Here is a 20,799-nt window from a genome sequence, read left to right on the forward strand (position 1 = left end):
ACTTATCCGGGGAAGTTTTCGGGCGCCTTGGCGGCCGAGCGGGCCGTTTCCGCCGAGATCGTGCCGCGCCGCACCAGGTCGGACAGGCACTGGTCCAGGGTCTGCATGCCCACGTTGCTGCCCGTCTGGATGGCCGAATACATTTGCGCCACTTTCGCTTCGCGGATCAGGTTGCGCACGGCCGGCGTGGCCAGCATGATTTCATGCGCGGCCACGCGGCCCGCGCCATCCTTGGTTTTAAGCAAGTTTTGCGAAATCACGGCTTGCAGCGATTCGGACAGCATGGCGCGCACCATTTCCTTTTCCTCGGCGGGAAAGACGTCGATGATGCGGTCGATGGATTTGGCCGCCGACGAGGTGTGCAGGGTGCCGAACACGAGGTGGCCCGTCTCGGCCGCCGTCAGCGCCAGGCGGATGGTTTCCAGGTCGCGCAATTCGCCCACTAAAATGACGTCCGGGTCTTCGCGCAGGGCCGAGCGCAGCGCGTTGCTGAACGAATGCGTGTGCGAGCCCACCTCGCGCTGGTTGATCAGGCATTTTTTCGGCTCATGCACGAATTCGATCGGGTCTTCGATGGTCAATATATGGTGGTTGAGGCGCTCGTTGACGTGGTTCACCATCGCCGCCAGGGTGGTCGACTTGCCCGAACCCGTCGGCCCCGTCACCAGCACGAGTCCCCGCGGGCGCATGGCCAGTTCGCCGAAGATGCGCGGCGCGTTCAGTTCATCAGGGTCAGCACTTTCGAGGGAATCGTGCGCAGCACGGCCGAAGCCCCCCGTTCCTGGTTGTAGGCGTTGACGCGGAAACGGGCCAGGCCGGGAATTTCGAACGAGAAATCGCATTCCAGCGCCTCTTCATACGCCTTGCGCTGGCTGTCGTTCATGATGTCGTAGATCATGCTGTGCACTTCCTTGTGCTCGAGCGGCGCCACGTTGAGGCGGCGCACGTCGCCATGGACCCGTATCATCGGCGGCAGGCCGGAAGACAGGTGCAGGTCGGAAGCCTTGTTGCTGACGGAGAAAGCGAGTAGTTCGGAGATGTCCATTTATAATCCCTGTGCCTGCATTGATGGGCTGGCGCACCGTGCCGCCGCCCCTATACACTAGAAAATGATTATGTCCACAATCGAACAGAACTTGCAAGCCGTGCGCGACAGTATTGCGCAGGCCGCCCTGGAGGCGCAGCGCGCGCCCGAGGACGTGACCCTGCTGGCCGTCTCGAAAACTTTCGGCGCGGATGCCGTGCTGGCAGCCATGCGCGCGGGCCAGACGGCGTTTGGCGAAAATTATCTGCAGGAAGCGCTCGACAAGATCGCGGCCGTCAAACTTGCGCTGCCGCAAGCCGGGCCTGCCTGGCACTTCATCGGCCCCATCCAGAGCAACAAGACGCGCCCCATCGCCGAGCATTTTGACTGGGTGCATACGGTGGAGCGGGAAAAGATCGCCGTGCGCCTGTCCGAGCAACGGCCGGCCGGCTTGCCTGACCTGAATATCTGCCTGCAAGTCAATATCAGCGGCGAAGCGAGCAAGAGCGGCGTGACGCCCGCCGAATTGCCGGCGCTGGCGCATGCCGTGGCGCAGCTGCCGCGCCTGCGCTTGCGCGGCCTGATGGCGATTCCCGAGCCGGAAACGGATGTCAAGCGCCAGCGCTTTGCGTTTGCGCAAGTGCGTACGCTGTACGAACAATTGAAGGCGGACGGCCTGGCGCTCGATACCTTGTCGATGGGCATGTCGGCCGACTTGCGCGCCGCCGTGCTCGAGGGCGCCACCATCGTGCGCGTGGGCAGCGCCATCTTCGGTTCCCGCAACTATTCCTGATGAAGAGAGAACAAGCATGACGACAGAATTGAATATCGCCTTTGTAGGCGGCGGCAACATGGCCGCGGCCCTGATCGCCGGCCTGGCGGGCAAATTGACCCTGGGCGGCAACATCCACGTGATCGACCCGCATGCGCCCGCGCTGGAAAAACTGCAGGCGCAGTTCGGCGTGACGACGGCGACGTCTGCGGACGACGCGCTGCGCGGCGTGGACGTGATCGTGCTGGCCGTGAAACCGCAAAGCATGCGCGAAGTGGCGGCGCAATTGCTGCCCTTCCTCGACGCCGAGCGGGCGCCATTGATCCTGTCGATCGCGGCCGGCATCCGCGCCGCCGATTTGTCGCGCTGGCTCGGCGATTACCCTGCCATCGTGCGCTGCATGCCGAACACGCCGGCCCTGATCGGCATGGGCATCACGGGCATGGTGGCCAGCGGCGGCGTCAGCGAAGAACAGAAAAAGACGGCGGACGCCATCCTGCGCGCCGTCGGCCAGACCGTCTGGCTCGACGACGAAGCGAAGATCGACCCCGTCACGGCCGTGTCCGGCAGCGGTCCCGCCTACGTGTTTTACTTTATCGAAGCGATGCAGCAGGCGGCCGCCGAACTGGGCTTGACGCCGGAACAGGGCACGCAGCTGGCCATTGCCACGTTTACGGGCGCGGCGCAGCTGGCGGCGAACTCCAGCGAACCCGTGTCCCTGCTGCGCGAGCGCGTCACGTCGAAAGGCGGCACGACGTATGCTGCACTCACCAGCATGGAAGAGAGCGGCGTGAAGGCGGCCATCGTCAAGGGCATCAAGGCGGCCGCGCAGCGCGGGCGCGAGATGGGGGACGAGCTGGGCAAGTAAGGCGACGCGGTTGACGGCGCGGCCCATGCCGGGAAGCGGCTTGGGCCGGCCTGGCGCGTGTTTATGCGGCTTTCCAGAAGATGTAGTCGGCCTGGTAGGGCACCCATAATTTGGCGCCGACGGTGTCCATGCCGCATGGGCTGCTTGGCGCCACGCCGCCGCTGGTGGCCACGCGCTGGATGTAGCTGACGCCCTGCATGGCGCCGCTGCCCGTGGCCGGATTGGCTTTTACCAGTTGATACGGGATATTGCCCGCCCCGGCCGGCGCTACGGCCACTTGCGTGGCAGTCACTTTCGAGCCGTCCAGGCTGGCCCAGGTGGCCGGTGGGCCCGCATACGTGCCCACTTGCATGCCGCTGCGGTCGTTCAGGGCCGCGTCCGGTCCCACGAAGGCCCATTCATGGCCGGAGCTATCTTTCTTTGCCTTGCATTCATAGGCGATCTTGCCCACGCCCACCGTCTGCATGGCCACCTGGTGGCCATCGGGCACTTGCACGGCGTTCGGCAATTGTTGCTGCGAATAGCGCGCGCCCATGGGAGCGCAGGCGCTCAGCAGCAGGGCGGCGCACAGGACGGTGAGCGAGGGGGCGGTATGGCGTGGGGCGATGAAGGCATGCATGGCGAACTCCTGGTCGTTGGCTCAACCGGCTGGTTGATATCCTACATACGCACGGGCTCGCCATTTGGATGCAGCCAGGAACAAAAATAGTTACGGCGGCGTTTCTTTCTTGCTGAAACGCCGCGCCAGCGCCAGCACGACGGGCAGGGCAGTGGTGGCGTGCTTGAGCAGCGCGCCGCTGGCCCGCAGCAGCGGCAGGAAGCGGCGCGGCCGTACCAGCACCAGGCCCAGCACGGCGCCGCCTATCATCAGGGGAATTTTGAAACGCGTGGCCAGCGTGTGGCGCAGGTTGCCGCCCGTCAATGGTTCCAGCAGCTGCCGCGTCTGCACGCCCAGGGCCAGGCGCTGCAGCGCGCATTCGGCCAGCAGCGCGTCGCGCCGCTGCGCCAGGCTGGCGGCCGTGTGCACGTGGGCCAGTTTGGTGGGATGCGTGGTCATGGCCGCTCGATCCCCGGCGGGCCAGCAATTGCAGCTCGTCCAGGTCTTTATTCAGTTCGGAAAGTGTGAAGGACAGCAGTTTCGGCTTGCTGCGGAAACTGGCGCGCACGCCCAGCAGGGTGGCGAGGGCGGCAGCGATGAAAACGGCGGCCGTGACGGCGATGGCGGCGATGCGGTGCGTATCCCAGAACAGCACGATGACGAGGAATACGATCAATACCAGGCCGACGAACAGGCATAGCAGCGCCAGCATGGCCAGCGCCAGATAGGACAGGAAGCGCAGCGACTCTTCTTCCATTTCCACGGCCGCCAGGGCCAGACGGGTCTGGACGATGGCGGCGAGGGTCGCTGCGACTTGGGCGACATGGTGCATGATAGCCATATGCTGCCTTTCGCGTCAGGAGACGGCGAACGCCGTCAATACTGTCTAGCGGCGTGACGAGGAAAGCAGCAGGCCGAACAGTACGCCGACGACGGCGCCCGCGCCCACGGCTTTCCATGGATTGTCCTGCACGTATTCATCGGTGGCCTTGGCCGCCTTCTTGGTGCGTTCGAGCAAGTCTTCTTCCAGCTTGATCAAGTCTTTCTTGGCCGTTTCCAGGGTGGCGATGAACTTGTCCTTGACGGCTTTGACATTCTCGCCCGTCTGATCCTTGGCGCCATCGAGCCAGCCTTCCGCTTCATTGATGACGTTTTTCAGGTCGCCGACCAGTTTGTCGCGGGCCTTGTCGGCGTCCGCGAGAACGCTGTCGTTGCTGGATTTGCCGGTATGTATCGAGCTCATGTATTACCTCATGGAAGTGAAACTGCACAGTGAAATACCAGTGTAGGCAGCTGCGGCCAGGCTTGTCTTGCGCCGCCTCAAGGGCTGCAGCGGCGCAAGGATCATTGCTTAACGGAAAGCAAAGTCCAGCACCACGCCCGCAAACACCGCCGCTCCTAGCCAGTTATTATGCCGGAATGCCGCAAAACACGGCATACGCTCGCGTGCGCGGATCAGGGTGTAGTGATAAACGGCGCAACCGGCCGCCACCAGCAAGCCCGCGACGAACCAGTAGCGCAAGCCCAGGTACCAGCCGCATGCCAGCCACAGCAGCAGGAAAACGGCATAGCAGAACATGACGATGGCCACGTCGTAGCGGCCAAAGGTGATGGCCGAGGTCTTGATGCCGATCTTCAGGTCGTCGTCGCGGTCGACCATCGCGTATTCCGTATCGTAGGCCACGGCCCAGAAGACATTGCCCAGCAGCAGCAGCCAGGCCACGACGGGCACGGAATCCGTGATGGCGGCAAAGCCCATGGGAATGCCGAAGCCGAAGGCGATGCCCAGATACGCTTGCGGAATCGCAAAGAAACGCTTGAAGTACGGGTAGGTGCCGGCGATGATGACGGCGGCCACCGACAGTTGCTTGGTCAGCGCATTCAGGGGCAGGATCAGGCAAAAGGCCAGCACGGTCAGCACGCCGGCCACGGCCAGCGCTTCCTTGCCGCTGATGCGTCCGCTGGTGATGGGGCGGTCCATCGTGCGCTTGACGAATTTGTCGATATCCTGGTCGGCGTAGTCGTTGATGGCGCAGCCGGCCGAGCGCATCAGGAAAGTGCCGAGGGTAAAGATGAGCAGCAACCGCCAGTCCGGCACGCCCTGCTGCGCCAGCCACAGCGCGCACAGGGTAGGCCACAGCAGCAATACGGTACCGATAGGCTTGTCCAGCCGTATCAGGCGGAAATACAGCGCCAGCTTGTTCATGGAAGACTCGATCTTGTTGAAGAGAAAGGTCGATTATCGCAAATAGTATGTAAATGTACTATTCGTCGTCTTCGCACAAGGGGGTGATGCCAGGCAAGTTGCAGCTGGCGATGGCCGCGCACAGGGCGTCGATGGCGGCCTTGCGCGTAAAACTCTTGCGCCACAGCATCACCACCCGGCGCGACGGCACGGGGGCGGCGAAGGGCCGGTATTCGAGCATGCCGTCGGTGGCGTGCATATTGGCGACCGAGGCGCGCGGCAAGACCGTCAGGCCGATGCCGCTGGCCACCATGTGGCGGATGGTTTCCAGCGAGGAACCTTCAAACGTGCGCTGCATGCCATTGCCGGGCGAGGAAAAACGCGCCATTTCCGGGCACACTTCCAGTACCTGGTCGCGGAAGCAGTGGCCATTGCCCAGCAGCAGCATGGTTTCCGATTTCAGATCTTGCGCGGCGATTTTGTCGCGCGCCCTCCACGGATGCTGGCGCGGCATGGCGACGACGAACGGTTCGTCATACAGTTCCTGCATGGCCATGCCGTGATCGGGCAGGGGCAGGGCCATGATGGCCACGTCCAGTTCGCCCTGGCGCAGCAATTCGAGCAGGCGAACCGTGAAGTTTTCCTGCAATATCAAAGGCATTTGCGGCACCTGGTCTATCATGGCCTTGACCAGCGGCGGCAGCAGGTAGGGGCCGATCGTGTAGATCACGCCCAGGCGCAGGGGGCCGGCCAGCGGGTCCTTGTTTTGCTTGGCGAGTTCCTTGATGGCGGCCGTCTGTTCCAGCACGCGCTCGGCTTGCGCAATGATCTGCGCGCCCAGGGGCGTGACGGAGATTTCCGCGCCGCCCCGTTCGAACAGGACCACGCCCAATTCGTCTTCGAGTTTCTTGATGGCCACTGACAGGGTGGGCTGGGCAACGAAACAGGCTTCGGCGGCATGGCCGAAGTGCTTCGCTCGCGCGACTGCAACGATATATTTCAGTTCAGTCAGTGTCATAGGTTGATTGAAACACAGGAAGTACTTACTTGCAATGAATGAAAGGTGGCGCAAACGTGAAACTGTGGCGCCGATGGCGTATTGTAGCGGATCGCCCCCTATAATGCGGGAGCGGGCGGCAGAAGGAGACGGCGATGGAACTGCGGATGCAGGCGCTGGAAGCGGCGATTAATTACTGGCGTGCCAGGCAACCGGCGCGCGGCAATGAATATGCGCTGTCGCCGCCCGTCAGCCGCCTGGCCGGCGTGTATGCGCTGATGATTTACTACCGGCAAGATCGCATCGCCGAAGAGACCCTGGAACCGGCCGTCGTGGCCCTGATCGATGCCTGGCGCCGGGATGCCGGCGGCATCCAAGGCGATAGCCACGCCTGAGTACGACCATAGCGTGACCCCATTTAACCCAACCAGAGATATCCATGCCTGATTTTGAAAACAAACTGTGCGGCCGTGACGAACTGCGCGCCCGTGCCGCGGCGCTGCCGAAACCGGTGGTGGTGACGAACGGCGTGTTCGACATTTTGCACCGCGGCCACGTGACCTACCTGGCGCAGGCGCGCGCGCTGGGCGCCTCGCTGATCGTTGCCGTGAATACTGATGCCTCGGTGAAACGCCTGGGCAAGGGCGACGACCGTCCCCTGAACAGCTGCGAAGACCGCATGGCCGTGCTGGCCGCGCTGGAAGCGGTGAGCCTGGTCGTGCCGTTCTCGGAAGACAGCGCCCTGGAAGTGGTGCAGGATATCGAGCCGGAAATCTATGCCAAGGGGGCGGCGACTACGACATGGCGGCCATTCCCGAAGGCAAGGCCGTGCTGGCGTACGGCGGCCAGGCCGTGGCCATCGATTTCGAGCATGACCGTTCGACCACCAAGCTGTTGACGAAAGTGCGGACGCAGCAAGGCTGAGGAAGCTCGTCAATGTTTCCATACAGATAAAAAGACGTTACTATGAGAACTGCCAGGGTTGCGACCTCGTTGCGTCAGCCCCAGCACGTTACACCGTCTGATATGCATTGCTAGTCATAGAAAATAAATGGATCATAAAACTTCTGGGGATTGGCCACTGCCTTCCGGCGCCTGGCACGTGGATGACGAGGGCGCGTGGAGCATGCAGCGCAGCGCGGACGGCCAGAATGTCTCGCCCTTGGTGAGCCATGCCGATATCGGCAAGCTGATGCATGCGCGGCGCCTGCCCGCAGCCGCCGGTGCGCCCGTGCGGCAGTTTCCGCCCGAATTTGCGTTCGACCCCGCCTCGGGCGCGGCCTTGCAAGTGCCGCCCGCTACGTCCGCTACGCCGCCCTGGGTGCCGCCCTACGGCGCATCTCCCGTCAGCGACGTGCCGCCAACCGGCCCGGCCGGCTTGCGCCAGGCCAGCGCGCCCCTGAAACTGGCGGACCAGCGCGCGCGCGAAGAGCATGCGCAGGCCGACGTCTCGCTGCCCATGCCGCCGCCTGGCGAATACGAATTCTTTTCCGCCCAGTTCGGCACCAGCGCGCCCGCGCTGCTGGCGCTCGACCCGCGCAAGGCCGTCTTGCACGCCTGGCTGCCCGCCTCGAAGCGCTGGCTGGCGCTGGACCCCGACTATGGCAGCTTGCTGGCCGAATCGGACCTGGCCCACGGCGCCTGGCGCGCCGAGCTGGTGCCGGAGTTCAATAGCGTGCTGGTCTTGCCGACCAGCCATGGCCTGGCCTGCATCCGTCCCGACGTGCCGTCGCTGACCTATGTGGTCGAGCACGTGGGCGGCGCGCCGTGCGCGGCCGCGCCTCTGGTTCCAGAGCCGTTTGTGGGCGCCGCTGCGCGACGACGATGGCCGCATCCGCTTCGTCAACCTTGATGCGCAACAAAAGCCGGGCAGCGACGTGCTGCTCGACGGCCTGTTTGACCTGGGCGCCGTCAGCGCGCCCGTCGCCTACAACCGCATGGCCGTGTGGCCCTGCGCCAACGGCCAGCTCCGGCTGCAATTGCAGCCGGACGGCAACGTGGCCGCTTCGTTCACCCCCTGGCCAGAAGGGCTGGTGCCGCATTTCGAGTTCGGCAGCCCGTACGTGTCGCGCGACGGCGGCCTGTGGCAGCTGTGCTTCGAGCGCAGCCGCGGCACCTATGTCTACGTGAAACTGGGCGCGCAGTCCGAACGGGCCGACGCGCTGGCGCCGCGCCTGTGCTCGGGCAGCTTCAATTACCGCTTCGCCGCCAAGCTGAAAACGGCGCCGTGGGAAGAGCCGGAACACGGCGACGATGGCGGCAAGAACCAGGCCGTCATGCCTGCTGGAATCGAATGCCGGCAACAGCGTCTTCGGCGTGAAGTTTGCCACCAGCGCCGGCCTGTCGAGCGTGCTGCGCTCGAGCGATCGCCTGGCGGCACAGCTGGTGCAGGACGACGAATTGCGCGAAAACGTGTTCCATACCTTTGCCGTCAGCGAACCGTGGCGCGTGCGCCTGTTTGTGCATGAAGGTACGCTGTGGGCTTACCACCCGCTGCTGTCGCGTATCGATGGCTGGGCCTTGCAGGCATGAAGGCGCGCTTACTGACCGTGGCTTGCGCCGCGTTTTTCAGCGCTGCCGCTGCGCACGCGGCCGGCATCCAGCAAGCGTTTCTCGTGCAAAATTCGGGCTGGATGGAGCCGTTTTACACGGATGAGCATTCCCAGCTGAAAGCCCTGGTGGGCGCGGTGGCGCAGGCCGCTACAAACCCGTCCGATAAAGTGTATACCCTGGCCTTCAGCCAGAGCAGCGGCGCGCACGTGTCGCCGTCGCTGCTGGGGCAAGGGCAGGGCGGCGCCGGCGTGGCGGGCCAGTTGGCCAGTCTCGGCCTGGCGCGCAAGGGCGCCGGCGGCGCGCTGGCCGACACGGATTTCCAGGAAGCCGTGACAAAAACCATCACGGGCCCGTTCCAGTCCGCGTCCGGCATCGTGTGGATTTTTACGAATAACAAGAACAGCCCGAACAACGACAGCCAGACGGCCGAGCGCAACCGCGACTTTTACCGCCTGCTGCACCTGGAACCGTCGATCACCAAGACGGTGGTGTTTCCGCTGCGCATGCCCGTACAGGGCAAGCTGTACAGCGCCAAGGGCTTGATGGTGTATGCGCTCGCGTATGGCCAGCCCGCATCGGAGGCCTTGAACCGTATCCTGGCCGAAGGGCGGCTGTCGCAAGTGCTGACGCGTCCGCCCGCGCGATTGAAACCGGTGGACCAGGATGCCGTGCGCATCGTGCCGCAATCCGTCAAGAACAGCGCCAACGTGCACGCCAGCCTGGGCCGCGACGGGCGCACCATCGTGCTCGACGTCGATGCGGCGAACCTGGTGCCGCAAGTGGTGCTGCAGGCGTCCCTGCAAAACATGTTTTTCCCATATGTGATCGACAGCGCCAAGGTGCACGCCAGTCTGGCGGGCCAGAACGCGCCGCTGCACGTTGCGCCAGATCAAATCCGCCAGCTGCAGCCGGGCGCCAGCCAGTCCGTGCAGGTACAGTTCGCGTTGCCGATGGCGCAGATCCCGTCGCCGTGGTCGGCGCAGGCGATCGCCGCCATGGGCAAGCAGGTGATGCTGCCGATGCAGGCGCAAGTGGGCCTGTCGGAACAGCGGCTGGCGCTGGCATCCAGCTTCGGCAAGGATTTGCAGGAACTGTTCCCCGGCGACCCGATTTCCGGCATGTTTACGCCGCCCGACAGCGTGCGCGCCTCGCAGGCGACGATCCCGCTGCTGGTGCGCATCCAGTATCCGCTCTTGCCCGTGCTGGTGATCCTCGGCGGCGTGCTGGCGCTCGCTCGTGCTGGGCTTGCTGGCGCTGGGCCTGGTCGGCACGCGCGCCACGCGCTACAAGGTGATGGCCGACGGCGTGCAGCGGCAAGTGTTGTTAAAACCGTTCAAAAGCGTGCAGATCCGCGACGATGACGGCCGCGATATTGGCGAACTCAAGCGCGGCCTGGGCAAGCCGGTCGTCGTGCGCGTGGCCGAAGGCCATACCCTGAGCCTGGCCTGATAACGATTTCCTTTTAAACTATTCAAATCCACCAGAGGCATACCATGGCGCAAGAGACTCCCAAAGACAACAGCGGTTTTACCCTGCCGGCCCCCGCATCCGCGCCGCCGGCCGCAGACGCACCGGCGGCCAGTGCAGCCACCACGGCCACGACCGAAGCTGCGCCCGCGCTCGATCCTGTCAGCACGACCGATACCTCGTCGCGCGACACCCTGGTCGGCGGCGTGGTGCTGTTGCTGCTGTTCATCGCCTTTTTCTTTGCCAAGAATGCCTATGCGAATGGCCTGGTGGCCAAGCGCGTGCCGCCGAACAAGGCCAATGCCTCGGGCTGGTGGCTGTTCATCTTCCTGGCCAGCCTGGCGACGGGCGTCGTGCTGGCCGCCGTGAATGCGCATAAATTCCTTGCGCCACTGTTCATGGGACCGCTGGTGCTGGTGGGCCTGGTTGCACTGTTGTTGACCTTTACTTCCAGCCGCCGCTAAGCGCACGCCGTTGCACGCATCATCGAAGGAATCACCATGGCAGAGAACCTGAACCAAACCATCACCGGCGGCGCCAGCGAGCGCAAGCAGGACAAGATCATCGAACTGCGCCCGACCCTGTTCATCGGCATCGGCGGCACGGGCATGCAGGTGCTGATGCGCGTGCGCCGGCGCATCCTCAACACCTTGTGGGGCGGCGCGGGCAACCGCACGCGCATCGAGGGGCTGGCCGACTTTCCCATTGCGCAATTCATCCATTTCGACCTGGACAATGGCGCCGTGATCGAAAGCGGCGAGTCGCAGGCGAAGGACTTGCAGTTCGACCAGGTGAAGTTCACGGATGATGACAAGGTGGTCGAATCGTTCGACATGGACAAGTACAGCCGTGATGAAGATTCTCTGGAGAAATATCCACACATCAAGGAATGGCTGCCGCTGACGCCGCAGCGCATCCGCGAGCTGCGTTTCGACATGAGCAGCGGCGCCGGCCAGATCCGCGCCGTGTCGCGCCTGTATTTCTTCGACAAGTACGCGAAGATCCGCGACAAGATCCGCTTGAAGCTGAAGGCGCTGAAGGCGGGCCTGTCGCACGAGCGCCAGCTGGCCGAACTGGGCTTGCGCATGGAAACGAACCGTTTCCGCATCGTCATCGTCGGTTCCGTCGCGGGCGGCACGGGTTCCGGCTCCTTCCTCGACATGGGCTTGCTGGCGCGCTGGCTGGCGCGCAGTGAAGTGGGCGCGGCCGACGTCGAGCTGATGCTGTTCTTGCCGACCGGCTACACCAAGGCCAACAAGGACCGGGTCGAGGCCAACGGTTACGCGGCGCTGATGGAGCTGGAATCGGCCATGATGGGCAACAAGGGCTATGTGGGCCGCTGGGATGCGTATGACCGCCCGGAACTGACGCGCGAACCGTACAGCGAGGTTTACCTGATCGATTCGGGCAATCTTGCCCAGCAGCACACCAAGGATGTCAGCGACGTCTACCACATGGTGGCCGATTCGCTGTTCGAGGATTTCGCCTCGGCCGATTTCGCCCGCGCCAAGCGTTCGATCGCCGTCAACCAGGCGCAGCACAAGAACTCGCTGTACAACGCGCCCGTGCCGCAAGACCGCTTCGGCGACATGCGTTTGTATTTCTCGAAGCGCTTTTCCTCGTTCGGCATGGCCGTGCTCGATACGCGCCAGGAAGCGGCGCGCGATGAGCGGGCCCACCGCTGGGCCGGCGCCATGCTGCAAGCGTTCTTTGGCGTGGGCGGCACGGATGCGGGCGCCAACCGCGCCACGGATACGCAGCGCGATAATTTCCTCGCCGCCAATATGTTCCTGAAGGGCACGCCGTTCAGCGATTTCCCCGAGTTTTCCGACAAGAGCATCGAACTGAAGCGCTCCAGCGGCGACTTCATCGATTTCCGCGTCGTCGACGAATTGCTGGAAGACCGCCACGGCCACTTGCTGGCCGGCGTGGAAAACCGGGTCAATACGCGCATCAACGATATCCGCACGGGCTTTGACCGCAGCGAATGGCCGGCGCAGGTGCGCGACGCCATGAAGCACCTGGAACGCGACGCCGTGCGCGACCAGGATTCCACGGCCGACACGACGGAAGACCGCATCAGCAAGCGCCGCCGCGAAGTGCTGGAAGACGTCAAGAAAGTCGTGCGCGATCAGCTGTATGGCTATCTTGATAATAAAGAATTCGGCGGCCTGGAATACGTGCTGTCGCTGGTGGAACAGATCAAGGACCGCATCGAGGCGCCGGGCAGCGGCTTGACGGCGCAGATCGGCAACAATGCCGAGCGCTACCGCGAAATCAAGGAAGCCGTGCGCTCGCGCGAGTACGAGCGCCTGCTGAACAACCTGGAACAGACGCGCAGCACCTTCGGTTTCCTCAGCAATGGCGAAAAGCAGGCGGGCGTGGTGATGGATCATTTGCGCACGGAAATGGCGAATGCGCTGAAATTCCATCTGCGGGCCAAGGCGGCGGACGAGTCCGTCCTCCTGCTGGGCGAGCTGTCGCGCTGGCTGGGCAACCGGGTCGGCGTCGATGCGCAAGGCCGCGCGCAGTGGAATGGCCTGGTGGGCGAGCTGCAAACGGGCCGCGAGGGCGTGCTGGCCATGCTGGCGGAACTCAAAACGGCCAATACCATCCTGCAAAAGGACCTGGACAAGGAACACGCGACCCTGATCGTCATTCCCGTCACGGAAAAAGACATTGCGCTGCCCTCGGCGGCCACCTTGCGCCAGTGGGCCGATGAAGCGTTCAAGGACATGGGCGGCTCGAAAGCGCTGTTCCCCATGTTGGCCGAACCGGCGCAGCGCGGTTTGATCCTGGCCAAGGTTACGCGCATGGCGGAAAACATGATCGCCACGGCGGGCCTGACAGAAGGCGCGACGAGCACGCCCGACCCGCTGTTCGAGGCGCTGGAACAGATGGATGTATCCGAACGCCTGGACCGCTTCCGCAAGCTGCTGGCCTGCTCCATGCCGTGGATCGACGCCAACATGGCGGGCGACTTCACGGTCGTGTCGGACCAGTTCAAGTGCGTGATCGGCGTGGCCAACGCGGCTGCCTTCAAGGCGAAGTTCGGCGCCGAGCTCGAATCGTGCGTGCCGACCCAGGTGGGCATCACGGTGAGCCAGCTGGAAATCGTCGAGACGGGCATCCGCGGGCGCGCCGTCTGCTATTGCGAACTGGCCGGCGTGCCGATGACGGTGCTGCGCGGGCTGGAAGGCTGGCGCACCAGCTACCGCAAGGAAGGCGACAATGACAAGGCGCCGACCCACACGCATATTGATCCGACGCAATTTACGCACCCGATCGCGCCGAACACGGACGAGATGAAGCGCCTGGCGGAAGACTTCGGCGAATTCCTGCAAGCGATCATGCTGGGCGTGCTGACGCGCCACACGGGCCGGGTCGTGCCGCCGGGCCAGTACCAGTTTGCCGTCGAACCGGGCGACTTGCGCCGCATCGGCAACGAACGGGCCATCCGCCAGAACGGCATGCCCGCCTCGTATGAGAAAAATATCGCCCTGCGCATCGAAGAAAAATTGACGGCGCTTGACGCTGTGCAGACGGCGGCCATGGCGGCGCTGGCAAAATACTATGAGCGGGGCGTGTATGCGCCCAAGCTGGTGGCGCAGGCCGATGGCTCGCAGCTGCCCTACATCGGCTTTGGCAGCGCCATTTCCGCCGAAGTGGGCACGCGCCTGCGCGAGTCGGCGCGCCGCAAGGGCATGGCCAGTGATGAGCTCGACCGCACGGTGCAAGCCTTGCTGGGACGGCTGCTGAAGGAGTGGGCGAACGTCATCGGCGACTCCGACGGCGATGCCTACGACTGGGAAGTGCGCGAGCCGGAAGCGGACGGCCAGCCGCGCCTGAAGTATGCGATCAAGCCGGAAATGCTGGAAGCGGGCCGCCTGGAGCAATTGCTGCGTCCGGCCGGTGCGGCGGCTGCGCCGGCGACGGCCGTTTTCGGCATGGCACCGCCACCGCTGGGCGGCATGCCGCCGCCGCTGGTGGAGTACCAGTATTTCCTGGGCATTAACGGCCAGCAGCAGGGACCGTTCACGGCCCAGCAGATCGTGCAGTACGTGCAGGCGGGACAGGTTGTGCCGGCCACCACCAAGGTGTGGCGCGCCGGTTTGCCGGCCTGGGCCGACCTGGCCCAGTTCCCCGAGCTGGCGCCCTTGTTCCTCGGCGCGCCGCCACCGTTGATGCCGCCGCCGTTGTGAACGCTGGAATGACGTTGGAATGAAGGATTAGTTTTGGATATCTGCAACAAATGCAAGACGGGCCTGTGGACCGTTGTCAGCCATTGCCCGTACTGCGGCCAGGCGCAGGCAGGCGCGGCCCGTCCCGCTGCGGCCGTGCCGCCGCCGCTGCCCGTCCCCACGCCCATGCCGGCGCCTGCGCCGGTAGCGCCGCCACCTGCGCCCAAGCCGCCGCCCGTGCCGGTGACGCCTGCGCCTGCGCCGAAAGCGCCGCCGAAGCCGGCGCCAGTACCGCCACCCAAGCCGCCGCAGGCCGCGCCGAAGCCCGTGCCCGCGCCTGTGCTTCCACCGGCGCCTGCCCCGGCAACACCGGCAACACCGGTACCGCCGCCACCGCCGCGCAAATGGCTGCGCTGGCTGGGCGCCGCCGCCGTGCTGGCGGCCGTCATCGTCTACATGAATGGCAAGCCGGGCGGCAAGAATGAATCGGCTTGCAACGACGCCATCGACAGCGGCTTGAAACTGGTGGCAAATGGCAGCCTGGACGGCGCCCGGCAAAAGCTGGCGACGGCAAAGCAAAGAATGTATGCACGGGCACGGGCAAGTCCAGCGCCAAGGCCGACGATCTGCAGGCGGCGATCGGCAAGGCCGGCGCCGCATCGGGCAGTTGCCAGCGCGGCGTGCGCGCCATCGAGCGCAGTATTGATGGTCATCAATTGCAAAGCGCCGCAAGGGGCATCGCCGCGCTCGACGCCGATTGCGCGGGCGCCTCCAGCGTGGATTCCCTGCGCAAGCAGCTGGCGCGCCAGCAGGCGGCAGCCGCGTCCGTGCTGGTGGGCGTGCGCCAGGCGCTGGACGGCAAGGATGCGACGGCGGCAAGGAATGGCATCGCCAGGCTGGAAGCGATCGACCGCGAAGCGGTGGAATTGCCGCAGTTGAAGGCCGACGTGCAAGCGCTGTCGGCGGCCGCTGTGGCTGCCCCCGCTCCTGTCTCTGCACCGGCCCCCGCCCCTGCGGCACTGGAACCGGCGCCTGCGCGCGCGGTCGAACGTTCAGCGGTGGCCGAACGCCGCCCGCAGGAAACGGCGCCCGTCGACAGCGGCGCGGCCATGCGCAACGAGATGGCGCAATCATTCCTGCGCGATGCCGAGCGTTCTTTGCTGGAAGGTAAGTTCGATGCGGCCAAGACGTATCTGGAAAGCGCGCGCCGCGTCGATCCGGGCAATGCGCGCATCGATAATCTGTCGCGCCGCATCCGCGAGCGCGAACGGCAAGTGTTGCAGACGGAAACAACGATCAATTAGTCATCTGGAGAGTCACCATGCTGAATCACACCACCTTGCGCGCGGCCGCCGCGCTGACCATCGCGGCCCTGCTGGCCGGTTGCGCCACGGCGCCGATGAGTCCGAACGGCGTGCGGCAGGACAGTTCCTACCCGCAAGGTGGCGCCCAGGCGGCCACGGATGAGGACCCGTGCAGCGTGGGCGCGACGGCTGCGGCCGGCGCGGCCGTGGGGGCATTGCTGGGTGCGCTGGCGGGCGGCAAGAATGGCGCGCTGAAAGGGGCCGCCATCGGCGGCGGCCTGGCGGCGGCCGGTTGCCTGGCGATCAATGTCAATTCGCGCCAGACCAAGACGGCGGCGCAGGCGGACCGCGACTACATCCGCACGCGCGGCGCGCTGCCGCGCGAGCCGCAAGTGGTGTCGTACACCCCGCAGCTGAGTGCGTCGACCGTCAAGCGCGGCCAGCCGTTCAAGGTCAATTCCGTGGTGGAGCTGGTCAACGGCAGCGCGCAAAGCGTCAACGACGTGCGCGAAGAACTGGTGGTGCTCGACCCGCAAGGCCAGCCGTTCAAGTCCGGTTCGAAAGCCCTGGCCAGCAACAATAAATCGGGCGGGCGCTTCGAGAACTCGTTCGAGCTGACCTTGCCGCCCGGCGTGTCGCAAGGCGTGTACGGCGTCAAGACGAATCTGTACGTGAACGGCAAGCTGGCCGCCACGCGCGACTTGCGCACGCAGCTGGTGATGCTGGACGACAATAGCGGCGCGGCGCGGCAATTGGCGCTGCGGTAAAGGGAGATTGCAGGAGTATCAACATCTCATCCAGTCGTAGCGAGCGGCGATGATTTGTGGCCGAGAAGCGCAGCGCTACTTTAGTAGCGTGAGCATCGCCGGCCGCAAAGCGCGCCGCGCAGTAGACTGGGTGAGGTGTCAGCTACGCGCCGCCGGCGTATCCATGCTGGCGCCAGGCCTCGTAGACGACGACGGCCACCGTATTCGACAGATTCAAACTGCGGTTGTCCGGGCGCATGGGCAGGCGGATGCGTTGCTCTGCCGGAAAACCGTCGCGCAGGGCCGGATCCAGGCCTTTTGTTTCCGAGCCGAACACGAACACGTCGCCGGGCAGGAAAGCCACGTCGCCGAACGGGCGCGAGCCGCGCGTCGTCATGGCGAACATGCGGGCCGGGTCGGGCTGGGTGTCGGCCAGGAACGCTGCCCAGTTCTTGTGTACCTTCATGTTGGCGTAATCGTGGTAATCGAGGCCGGCGCGCTTCATCTTGGCATCGTCGAGGGGAAAGCCCAGCGGTTCGACAAGGTGCAGCTGCGCGCCCGTGTTCGCGCACAGGCGGATGACGTTGCCCGTATTGGGCGGGATTTCAGGTTCTACCAAAACAACGTGAAACAAAATGCTCTCCTCATATATATAGCAAATCTGATGCGGTTCTAGTGCGGCGGCGTGCGCGCCACGACCAGGATGCTGACCCTGGCCGCCCCTGCTCGCTTGCAGGCAGCCGCCAGGGCGTTGACGGTGTGGCCGCTGCTCATCACGTCGTCGACGATGCCCACATGGCATCCTGGCAATAACGGCGCATGGTCCGGCGCGATGGCGAACGCGTGCGCCAGGTTGGCTTGCCGTTCCTGCGGCGCCACGCCGCTTTGCGCCCGCGTTTCGCGCACGCGCAGCGCCAGGCGGGGCTGTAAAGGCACGTCCAGCAGGTGCGCCAGAGGCCGGGCAATTTCCAGCGCCTGGTTAAAACCCCGCTCGGCCAGACGGGCCGGGCCCAGCGGCACCGGGCACAGCAGTTGCGGCGCTTCCCACGCTTGTTGTTGCTGAATGGCAACATACAACAGTTCTGCCAACAGGGGCGCCAGCGCCAGGCGCGCGCCGAATTTCAGCTGCAGCAGCAACTGGTCGACGGGTGCCGCATAGTCGAACGCCGTGACGGTGGCGTCATACGCGGGCCGCTGGCGCAAACAGCGCCCGCACAGTTGAGCCATCTCAATGTCAGCGAGCGGATTGGCGCACTGGCGGCAGCGGTGGCGCAGTTGCCCGCGTCCTTGCCCCAGGTACTGCGCGCGGCAGGGCGAACACAGCACTTGCGGGCAGCCCATGCCGCACAGCGCGCATTGCGCCGGCAGTACCGTGGCGCCCAGCCACAGGCGCAGCGCCTGCCAAGCGGCCTCAAGGCGGTGCCGGGTGGCGGTCCGCATCGCGATGGCGTCGTTCCATGTACACTGCCGACATTATCTCACCTCACCGGTTTCAACATGCCAGTTCCCGCCAATCCACCCAAAATGAGTGCGCCCATCGATGCGGTGCAAGTACGCGATTTCTTTTCCCGTCCCGCGCGCGTCGCGGCGTCGGATTTCCTGCGCCGCGAAGTGTCGGCACGCATGCACGAGCGCCTGGAGCTGGTGAAAATCACGCCGCACCGTGTGCTCGACGCCGGCTGCGGTCCCGGCGCGGATTTGGCACAGTTGCAAAAGGATTATCCCGCAGCGCAGATTATCGGTCTCGATGCAGCGCAAGCGATGATGCAGGCGGCGCGCGCGCCCGCGTCGAAACTGGCCAGCCTGAACCAGTTCCTCAGCAAACTCTTGCCGGCCAAGGCGGGCGTGGATTTATTGTGCGGCGACCTGGGCGATCTGCCGCTGGCCCAGGGCAGCATCGACCTCGTGTGGTCCAATCTGGCGCTGCACTGGCATGCCCAGCCCGACCGCGTGTTTGCCGAATGGCGGCGCGCGCTGCGCCTCGATGGCTTGCTGATGTTTTCCTGTTTCGGCCCCGACACCTTCCGCGAAGTGCGCGACGCCTTCGCCGAGGCTGATTTGTATCCGCACGCCTTGCCCTTTGTCGACATGCACGACTTTGGCGACATGCTCGTCGAGACGGGCTTTTCCACGCCCGTGCTGGACATGGAGATCATTACCGTCACCTACGATACGGCGGAAAAACTGCTGGCGGATGTGCGCGCCTTCGGCGGCAACCCGCTCACCACGCGCCGGCGCGGCCTGATGGGCAAGGCGGCCTGGCAGCGCATGCTCGACGCGCTGGAAAAGAGGCGCCGTCCCGATGGCAAGCTGGGCCTGAGTTTCGAAGTGATCTATGGCCACGCCTTCCGTCCCGCGCCGCGCGTGACGCGCAATGGCGAAGCCATCATCCGCTTCGATCTGCCGCGCAAGCCTAAATAAAAGGGCAAAGAAACCGACACTTGGTCGCATTCGCGCGCGATGTGGCAGCTTGGCGTTGCAAAGCGCGCGGCGGCCGGGAGACGGGCGCGCACAAAGCCGATTATTGCTTGATGGATTCAAGTTTACTTGATTATAATCGTTGATTGTTTGTCAGCTTGCTAATTGAAAAAAACAAGGGCTGCATACAAAATAAAAAAAACAAAGCAAGACTAATTCGAAGTTACTGCATTAGTATAGTAACCATCTTCCACACGAGGCCATTTCAGTGTGGGGAAGAAAAACAGGGTTCCAGCATGGTTGCGCGCCGCCGTTTTTGCTGCCGCAGCCAGCATGGAATTCGCTGGTGCTTGACGCACATGGCCGCATTCCGGCCGTGTTGCTTTCATGGAGGAGCGGCAGCGGTCCAGTACGGAGAAGTCCGCAGCCGTTTAAAATATCATTATTTTTGGGTGGTTGGGGAAAACATGACACATGCAAAGCGACTTCAATCGTTGCTGCTCGGGCTGTCTTTGACAGCGTTTGGCATCGGGCGATGGGCCACGGCGGCACCGGCTGCCGGCACCTATCCCGGCACCGGCGGTCCCGTGCCGTTCGAAATGAATCTGCAACCGCCGGCGACACAGATCGCCCATGAAATCTACGATTTGCACACCCTGATGATGATCATCTGCCTGGTGATCTTCGTGGCCGTGTTCGGCGTCATGTTCTATTCCATCTTCAAGCACCGCAAGTCCCTGGGCCACAAGCCGGCCACTTTCCACGAAAGCACCACCGTCGAGATCGCCTGGACCGTCGTGCCTTTCCTGATCGTCATCGGCATGGCCCTGCCTGCCACGCGCACCGTCGTCGGCATGAAAGACACCTCGAACGCCGACATCACCATCAAGGCCACCGGCATGCAGTGGAAATGGGGCTATGACTACCTGAAAGGCGAGGGCGAAGGCATTTCCTTCCTCTCCAACCTGGCCACGCCGCGCTCGCAAGTGGGTGCGCCAGGCGCGCCGCCGACGGAAAAACGGGGCGAAAACTACCTGATCGAAGTCGACAATGAAGTCGTCGTGCCGGTCAACAAGAAGATCCGCGTGGTGCTGACGGCCAACGACGTCATCCACGCCTGGTCCGTGCCCGCCTTTGGCGTCAAGCAGGATGCGATTCCCGGTTTCGTGCGCGACACCTGGTTCAAGGCCGACCATATCGGCACCTTCCGCGGCAATTGCGCCGAGCTGTGCGGCAAGGAACATGCCTTCATGCCCATCGTCGTCAAGGTCGTATCCAACGAGGACTACAAGGCCTGGGTTGATGTAAAACAAAAGGAAATGGCCGCATTGGCCGATGATCCAAGCAAGGTGTGGACCATCGATGAATTGAAGGTCAAGGGCGAGAAAGTGTATGCGGCCAACTGCGTGGTCTGCCACCAGGCAACAGGCAAGGGCGTGCCCGGTGCGTTTGCGCCGCTGGACGGCTCGGCCGTGGTGAACGGCCCGAAAGCGGATCAGATCCACGTCTTGCTGAACGGGCAAAAGAGCGGCAAGTATCCCGCTGAAATGCCGGCATGGAAACAGCTGTCCGACACGGAAATTGCCGCAGTGATCACTTACACGCGCAATTCCTGGTCGAACAAGGCCGCAGAGAACATCGTTCAACCAGCCGAAGTCGTGGCTGCACGCAAGTAATTAGGAGCCG

The 20,799-nt window shown here is 64.1% G+C and carries 20 protein-coding genes and 3 pseudogenes; 14 read left to right on the forward strand and 9 right to left on the reverse strand.

All coding sequences use genetic code 11. From position 1 onward, the window contains the following. Positions 1-2 precede the first annotated feature (2 nt). Positions 3-1,045 (reverse strand): annotated as a pseudogene (locus ACQVLG_RS12130) (type IV pilus twitching motility protein PilT). A 70-nt stretch (positions 1,046-1,115) separates the two neighbouring features. Between ACQVLG_RS12130 and ACQVLG_RS12135 the strand changes: the two are divergent. Further along, entirely contained in the window at positions 1,116-1,817 is a 702-nt protein-coding gene (locus tag ACQVLG_RS12135) for a YggS family pyridoxal phosphate-dependent enzyme (RefSeq protein ID WP_474294744.1), read from the forward strand. Between the two features lie 16 nt (positions 1,818-1,833). After that, on the forward strand, positions 1,834-2,664 hold the full coding sequence (gene proC, locus ACQVLG_RS12140) for a pyrroline-5-carboxylate reductase (protein ID WP_474294746.1): 831 nt from the start codon (positions 1,834-1,836) through the stop codon (positions 2,662-2,664). A 61-nt stretch (positions 2,665-2,725) separates the two neighbouring features. On the opposite strand, the gene ACQVLG_RS12145 is transcribed toward proC, so the two are convergent. The 6 genes and pseudogenes from ACQVLG_RS12145 to ACQVLG_RS12170 form a co-directional block, all read right to left on the reverse strand. After that, positions 2,726-3,283, reverse strand: coding sequence for a DUF3455 domain-containing protein (locus tag ACQVLG_RS12145; protein WP_230541535.1), 558 nt, complete (start codon positions 3,281-3,283; stop codon positions 2,726-2,728). Positions 3,284-3,373: 90 nt separating this feature from the next. After that, a complete protein-coding gene (locus ACQVLG_RS12150; protein ID WP_230541534.1) occupies positions 3,374-3,721 on the reverse strand; it encodes a hypothetical protein in 348 nt (115 codons plus the stop codon). A gap of 91 nt (positions 3,722-3,812) precedes the next feature. Next, positions 3,813-4,103 (reverse strand): annotated as a pseudogene (locus tag ACQVLG_RS12155) (phage holin family protein); the annotation flags it as partial. Positions 4,104-4,148: 45 nt separating this feature from the next. Next, positions 4,149-4,505, reverse strand: a complete 357-nt coding sequence (locus tag ACQVLG_RS12160) for an ElaB/YgaM/YqjD family protein (protein WP_230541532.1) — start codon at positions 4,503-4,505, stop codon at positions 4,149-4,151. A gap of 108 nt (positions 4,506-4,613) precedes the next feature. Continuing rightward, on the reverse strand, positions 4,614-5,468 hold the full coding sequence (ubiA, locus tag ACQVLG_RS12165; RefSeq protein WP_474294749.1) for a 4-hydroxybenzoate octaprenyltransferase: 855 nt from the start codon (positions 5,466-5,468) through the stop codon (positions 4,614-4,616). Between the two features lie 58 nt (positions 5,469-5,526). Further along, the gene (locus ACQVLG_RS12170; protein ID WP_474294751.1) at positions 5,527-6,465 is read right to left on the reverse strand and encodes a hydrogen peroxide-inducible genes activator; all 939 of its coding nucleotides are present in this window, start codon (positions 6,463-6,465) and stop codon (positions 5,527-5,529) included. Positions 6,466-6,599: 134 nt separating this feature from the next. Between ACQVLG_RS12170 and ACQVLG_RS12175 the strand changes: the two genes are divergently transcribed. The 10 genes and pseudogenes from ACQVLG_RS12175 (at position 6,600) to ACQVLG_RS12220 (ending at position 16,716) form a co-directional block, all read left to right on the forward strand. Next, positions 6,600-6,839, forward strand: coding sequence for a DUF3717 domain-containing protein (locus ACQVLG_RS12175; RefSeq protein ID WP_077399697.1), 240 nt, complete (start codon positions 6,600-6,602; stop codon positions 6,837-6,839). Positions 6,840-6,883: 44 nt separating this feature from the next. After that, a pseudogene (rfaE2, locus tag ACQVLG_RS12180) lies at positions 6,884-7,368 on the forward strand (D-glycero-beta-D-manno-heptose 1-phosphate adenylyltransferase). 178 nt (positions 7,369-7,546) lie between these two features. Further along, a complete protein-coding gene (locus tag ACQVLG_RS12185) occupies positions 7,547-8,296 on the forward strand; it encodes a hypothetical protein (protein WP_474294753.1) in 750 nt (249 codons plus the stop codon). Continuing rightward, complete coding sequence (locus ACQVLG_RS12190) at positions 8,244-8,912, forward strand: hypothetical protein (RefSeq protein ID WP_474294754.1); 669 nt, start codon at positions 8,244-8,246, stop codon at positions 8,910-8,912. The genes ACQVLG_RS12185 and ACQVLG_RS12190 overlap by 53 nt, the downstream gene beginning before the upstream one ends. 60 nt (positions 8,913-8,972) lie before the next feature. Next, positions 8,973-10,358 (forward strand): hypothetical protein, encoded by a 1,386-nt coding sequence (locus ACQVLG_RS12195; RefSeq protein WP_474294756.1) that lies wholly within the window; start codon positions 8,973-8,975, stop codon positions 10,356-10,358. 132 nt (positions 10,359-10,490) lie between these two features. After that, positions 10,491-10,928: a hypothetical protein gene (locus tag ACQVLG_RS12200; RefSeq protein WP_077399709.1), complete on the forward strand. Its 438-nt coding sequence runs from the start codon at positions 10,491-10,493 to the stop codon at positions 10,926-10,928. A 36-nt stretch (positions 10,929-10,964) separates the two neighbouring features. Further along, positions 10,965-14,666, forward strand: coding sequence for a tubulin-like doman-containing protein (locus ACQVLG_RS12205; protein ID WP_474294758.1), 3,702 nt, complete (start codon positions 10,965-10,967; stop codon positions 14,664-14,666). A gap of 50 nt (positions 14,667-14,716) precedes the next feature. Further along, positions 14,717-15,130 carry a hypothetical protein gene (locus ACQVLG_RS12210; RefSeq protein WP_474294760.1) on the forward strand — a complete coding sequence of 138 codons (414 nt, stop codon included), beginning with the start codon at positions 14,717-14,719 and terminating at the stop codon, positions 15,128-15,130. A gap of 6 nt (positions 15,131-15,136) precedes the next feature. Then, the gene (locus ACQVLG_RS12215) at positions 15,137-15,949 is read left to right on the forward strand and encodes a hypothetical protein (protein ID WP_474294762.1); all 813 of its coding nucleotides are present in this window, start codon (positions 15,137-15,139) and stop codon (positions 15,947-15,949) included. Positions 15,950-15,966: 17 nt separating this feature from the next. Further along, a complete protein-coding gene (locus tag ACQVLG_RS12220; RefSeq protein ID WP_474294764.1) occupies positions 15,967-16,716 on the forward strand; it encodes a hypothetical protein in 750 nt (249 codons plus the stop codon). Between the two features lie 142 nt (positions 16,717-16,858). Here ACQVLG_RS12220 and trmL read toward each other — a convergent pair whose 3' ends face one another. Together trmL and ACQVLG_RS12230 are read right to left on the reverse strand one after the other, a co-directional pair. Continuing rightward, complete coding sequence (trmL, locus tag ACQVLG_RS12225) at positions 16,859-17,329, reverse strand: tRNA (uridine(34)/cytosine(34)/5-carboxymethylaminomethyluridine(34)-2'-O)-methyltransferase TrmL (RefSeq protein WP_077399720.1); 471 nt, start codon at positions 17,327-17,329, stop codon at positions 16,859-16,861. Positions 17,330-17,367: 38 nt separating this feature from the next. Then, complete coding sequence (locus ACQVLG_RS12230; protein ID WP_474294766.1) at positions 17,368-18,135, reverse strand: ComF family protein; 768 nt, start codon at positions 18,133-18,135, stop codon at positions 17,368-17,370. Positions 18,136-18,219: 84 nt separating this feature from the next. Between ACQVLG_RS12230 and ACQVLG_RS12235 the strand changes: the two genes are divergently transcribed. Continuing rightward, a complete protein-coding gene (locus ACQVLG_RS12235; RefSeq protein ID WP_474294768.1) occupies positions 18,220-19,116 on the forward strand; it encodes a methyltransferase domain-containing protein in 897 nt (298 codons plus the stop codon). Positions 19,117-19,580: 464 nt separating this feature from the next. Then, positions 19,581-20,789 (forward strand): cytochrome c oxidase subunit II, encoded by a 1,209-nt coding sequence (gene coxB, locus ACQVLG_RS12240; protein ID WP_077399729.1) that lies wholly within the window; start codon positions 19,581-19,583, stop codon positions 20,787-20,789. The last annotated feature ends 10 nt before the right edge of the window (positions 20,790-20,799 follow it).

The sequence above is a fragment of the Janthinobacterium sp. TPC_1 genome, from assembly GCF_056037845.1.

What these genes read in the sequence shown, in the direction of transcription:
- ACQVLG_RS12135 (WP_474294744.1), top strand. Translation starts at nt 1,116, where the DNA reads ATGTCCACAATCGAACAGAACTTGCAAGCCGTGCGCGACAGTATTGCG.
- proC (WP_474294746.1), top strand. Translation starts at nt 1,834, where the DNA reads ATGACGACAGAATTGAATATCGCCTTTGTAGGCGGCGGCAACATGGCC.
- ACQVLG_RS12145 (WP_230541535.1), bottom strand. Translation starts at nt 3,283, where the DNA reads ATGCATGCCTTCATCGCCCCACGCCATACCGCCCCCTCGCTCACCGTC.
- ACQVLG_RS12150 (WP_230541534.1), bottom strand. Translation starts at nt 3,721, where the DNA reads ATGACCACGCATCCCACCAAACTGGCCCACGTGCACACGGCCGCCAGC.
- ACQVLG_RS12160 (WP_230541532.1), bottom strand. Translation starts at nt 4,505, where the DNA reads ATGAGCTCGATACATACCGGCAAATCCAGCAACGACAGCGTTCTCGCG.
- ubiA (WP_474294749.1), bottom strand. Translation starts at nt 5,468, where the DNA reads ATGAACAAGCTGGCGCTGTATTTCCGCCTGATACGGCTGGACAAGCCT.
- ACQVLG_RS12170 (WP_474294751.1), bottom strand. Translation starts at nt 6,465, where the DNA reads ATGACACTGACTGAACTGAAATATATCGTTGCAGTCGCGCGAGCGAAG.
- ACQVLG_RS12175 (WP_077399697.1), top strand. Translation starts at nt 6,600, where the DNA reads ATGGAACTGCGGATGCAGGCGCTGGAAGCGGCGATTAATTACTGGCGT.
- ACQVLG_RS12195 (WP_474294756.1), top strand. Translation starts at nt 8,973, where the DNA reads ATGAAGGCGCGCTTACTGACCGTGGCTTGCGCCGCGTTTTTCAGCGCT.
- ACQVLG_RS12200 (WP_077399709.1), top strand. Translation starts at nt 10,491, where the DNA reads ATGGCGCAAGAGACTCCCAAAGACAACAGCGGTTTTACCCTGCCGGCC.
- ACQVLG_RS12205 (WP_474294758.1), top strand. Translation starts at nt 10,965, where the DNA reads ATGGCAGAGAACCTGAACCAAACCATCACCGGCGGCGCCAGCGAGCGC.
- ACQVLG_RS12210 (WP_474294760.1), top strand. Translation starts at nt 14,717, where the DNA reads ATGCAAGACGGGCCTGTGGACCGTTGTCAGCCATTGCCCGTACTGCGG.
- ACQVLG_RS12220 (WP_474294764.1), top strand. Translation starts at nt 15,967, where the DNA reads ATGCTGAATCACACCACCTTGCGCGCGGCCGCCGCGCTGACCATCGCG.
- ACQVLG_RS12230 (WP_474294766.1), bottom strand. Translation starts at nt 18,135, where the DNA reads ATGCGGACCGCCACCCGGCACCGCCTTGAGGCCGCTTGGCAGGCGCTG.
- ACQVLG_RS12235 (WP_474294768.1), top strand. Translation starts at nt 18,220, where the DNA reads ATGAGTGCGCCCATCGATGCGGTGCAAGTACGCGATTTCTTTTCCCGT.
- coxB (WP_077399729.1), top strand. Translation starts at nt 19,581, where the DNA reads ATGACACATGCAAAGCGACTTCAATCGTTGCTGCTCGGGCTGTCTTTG.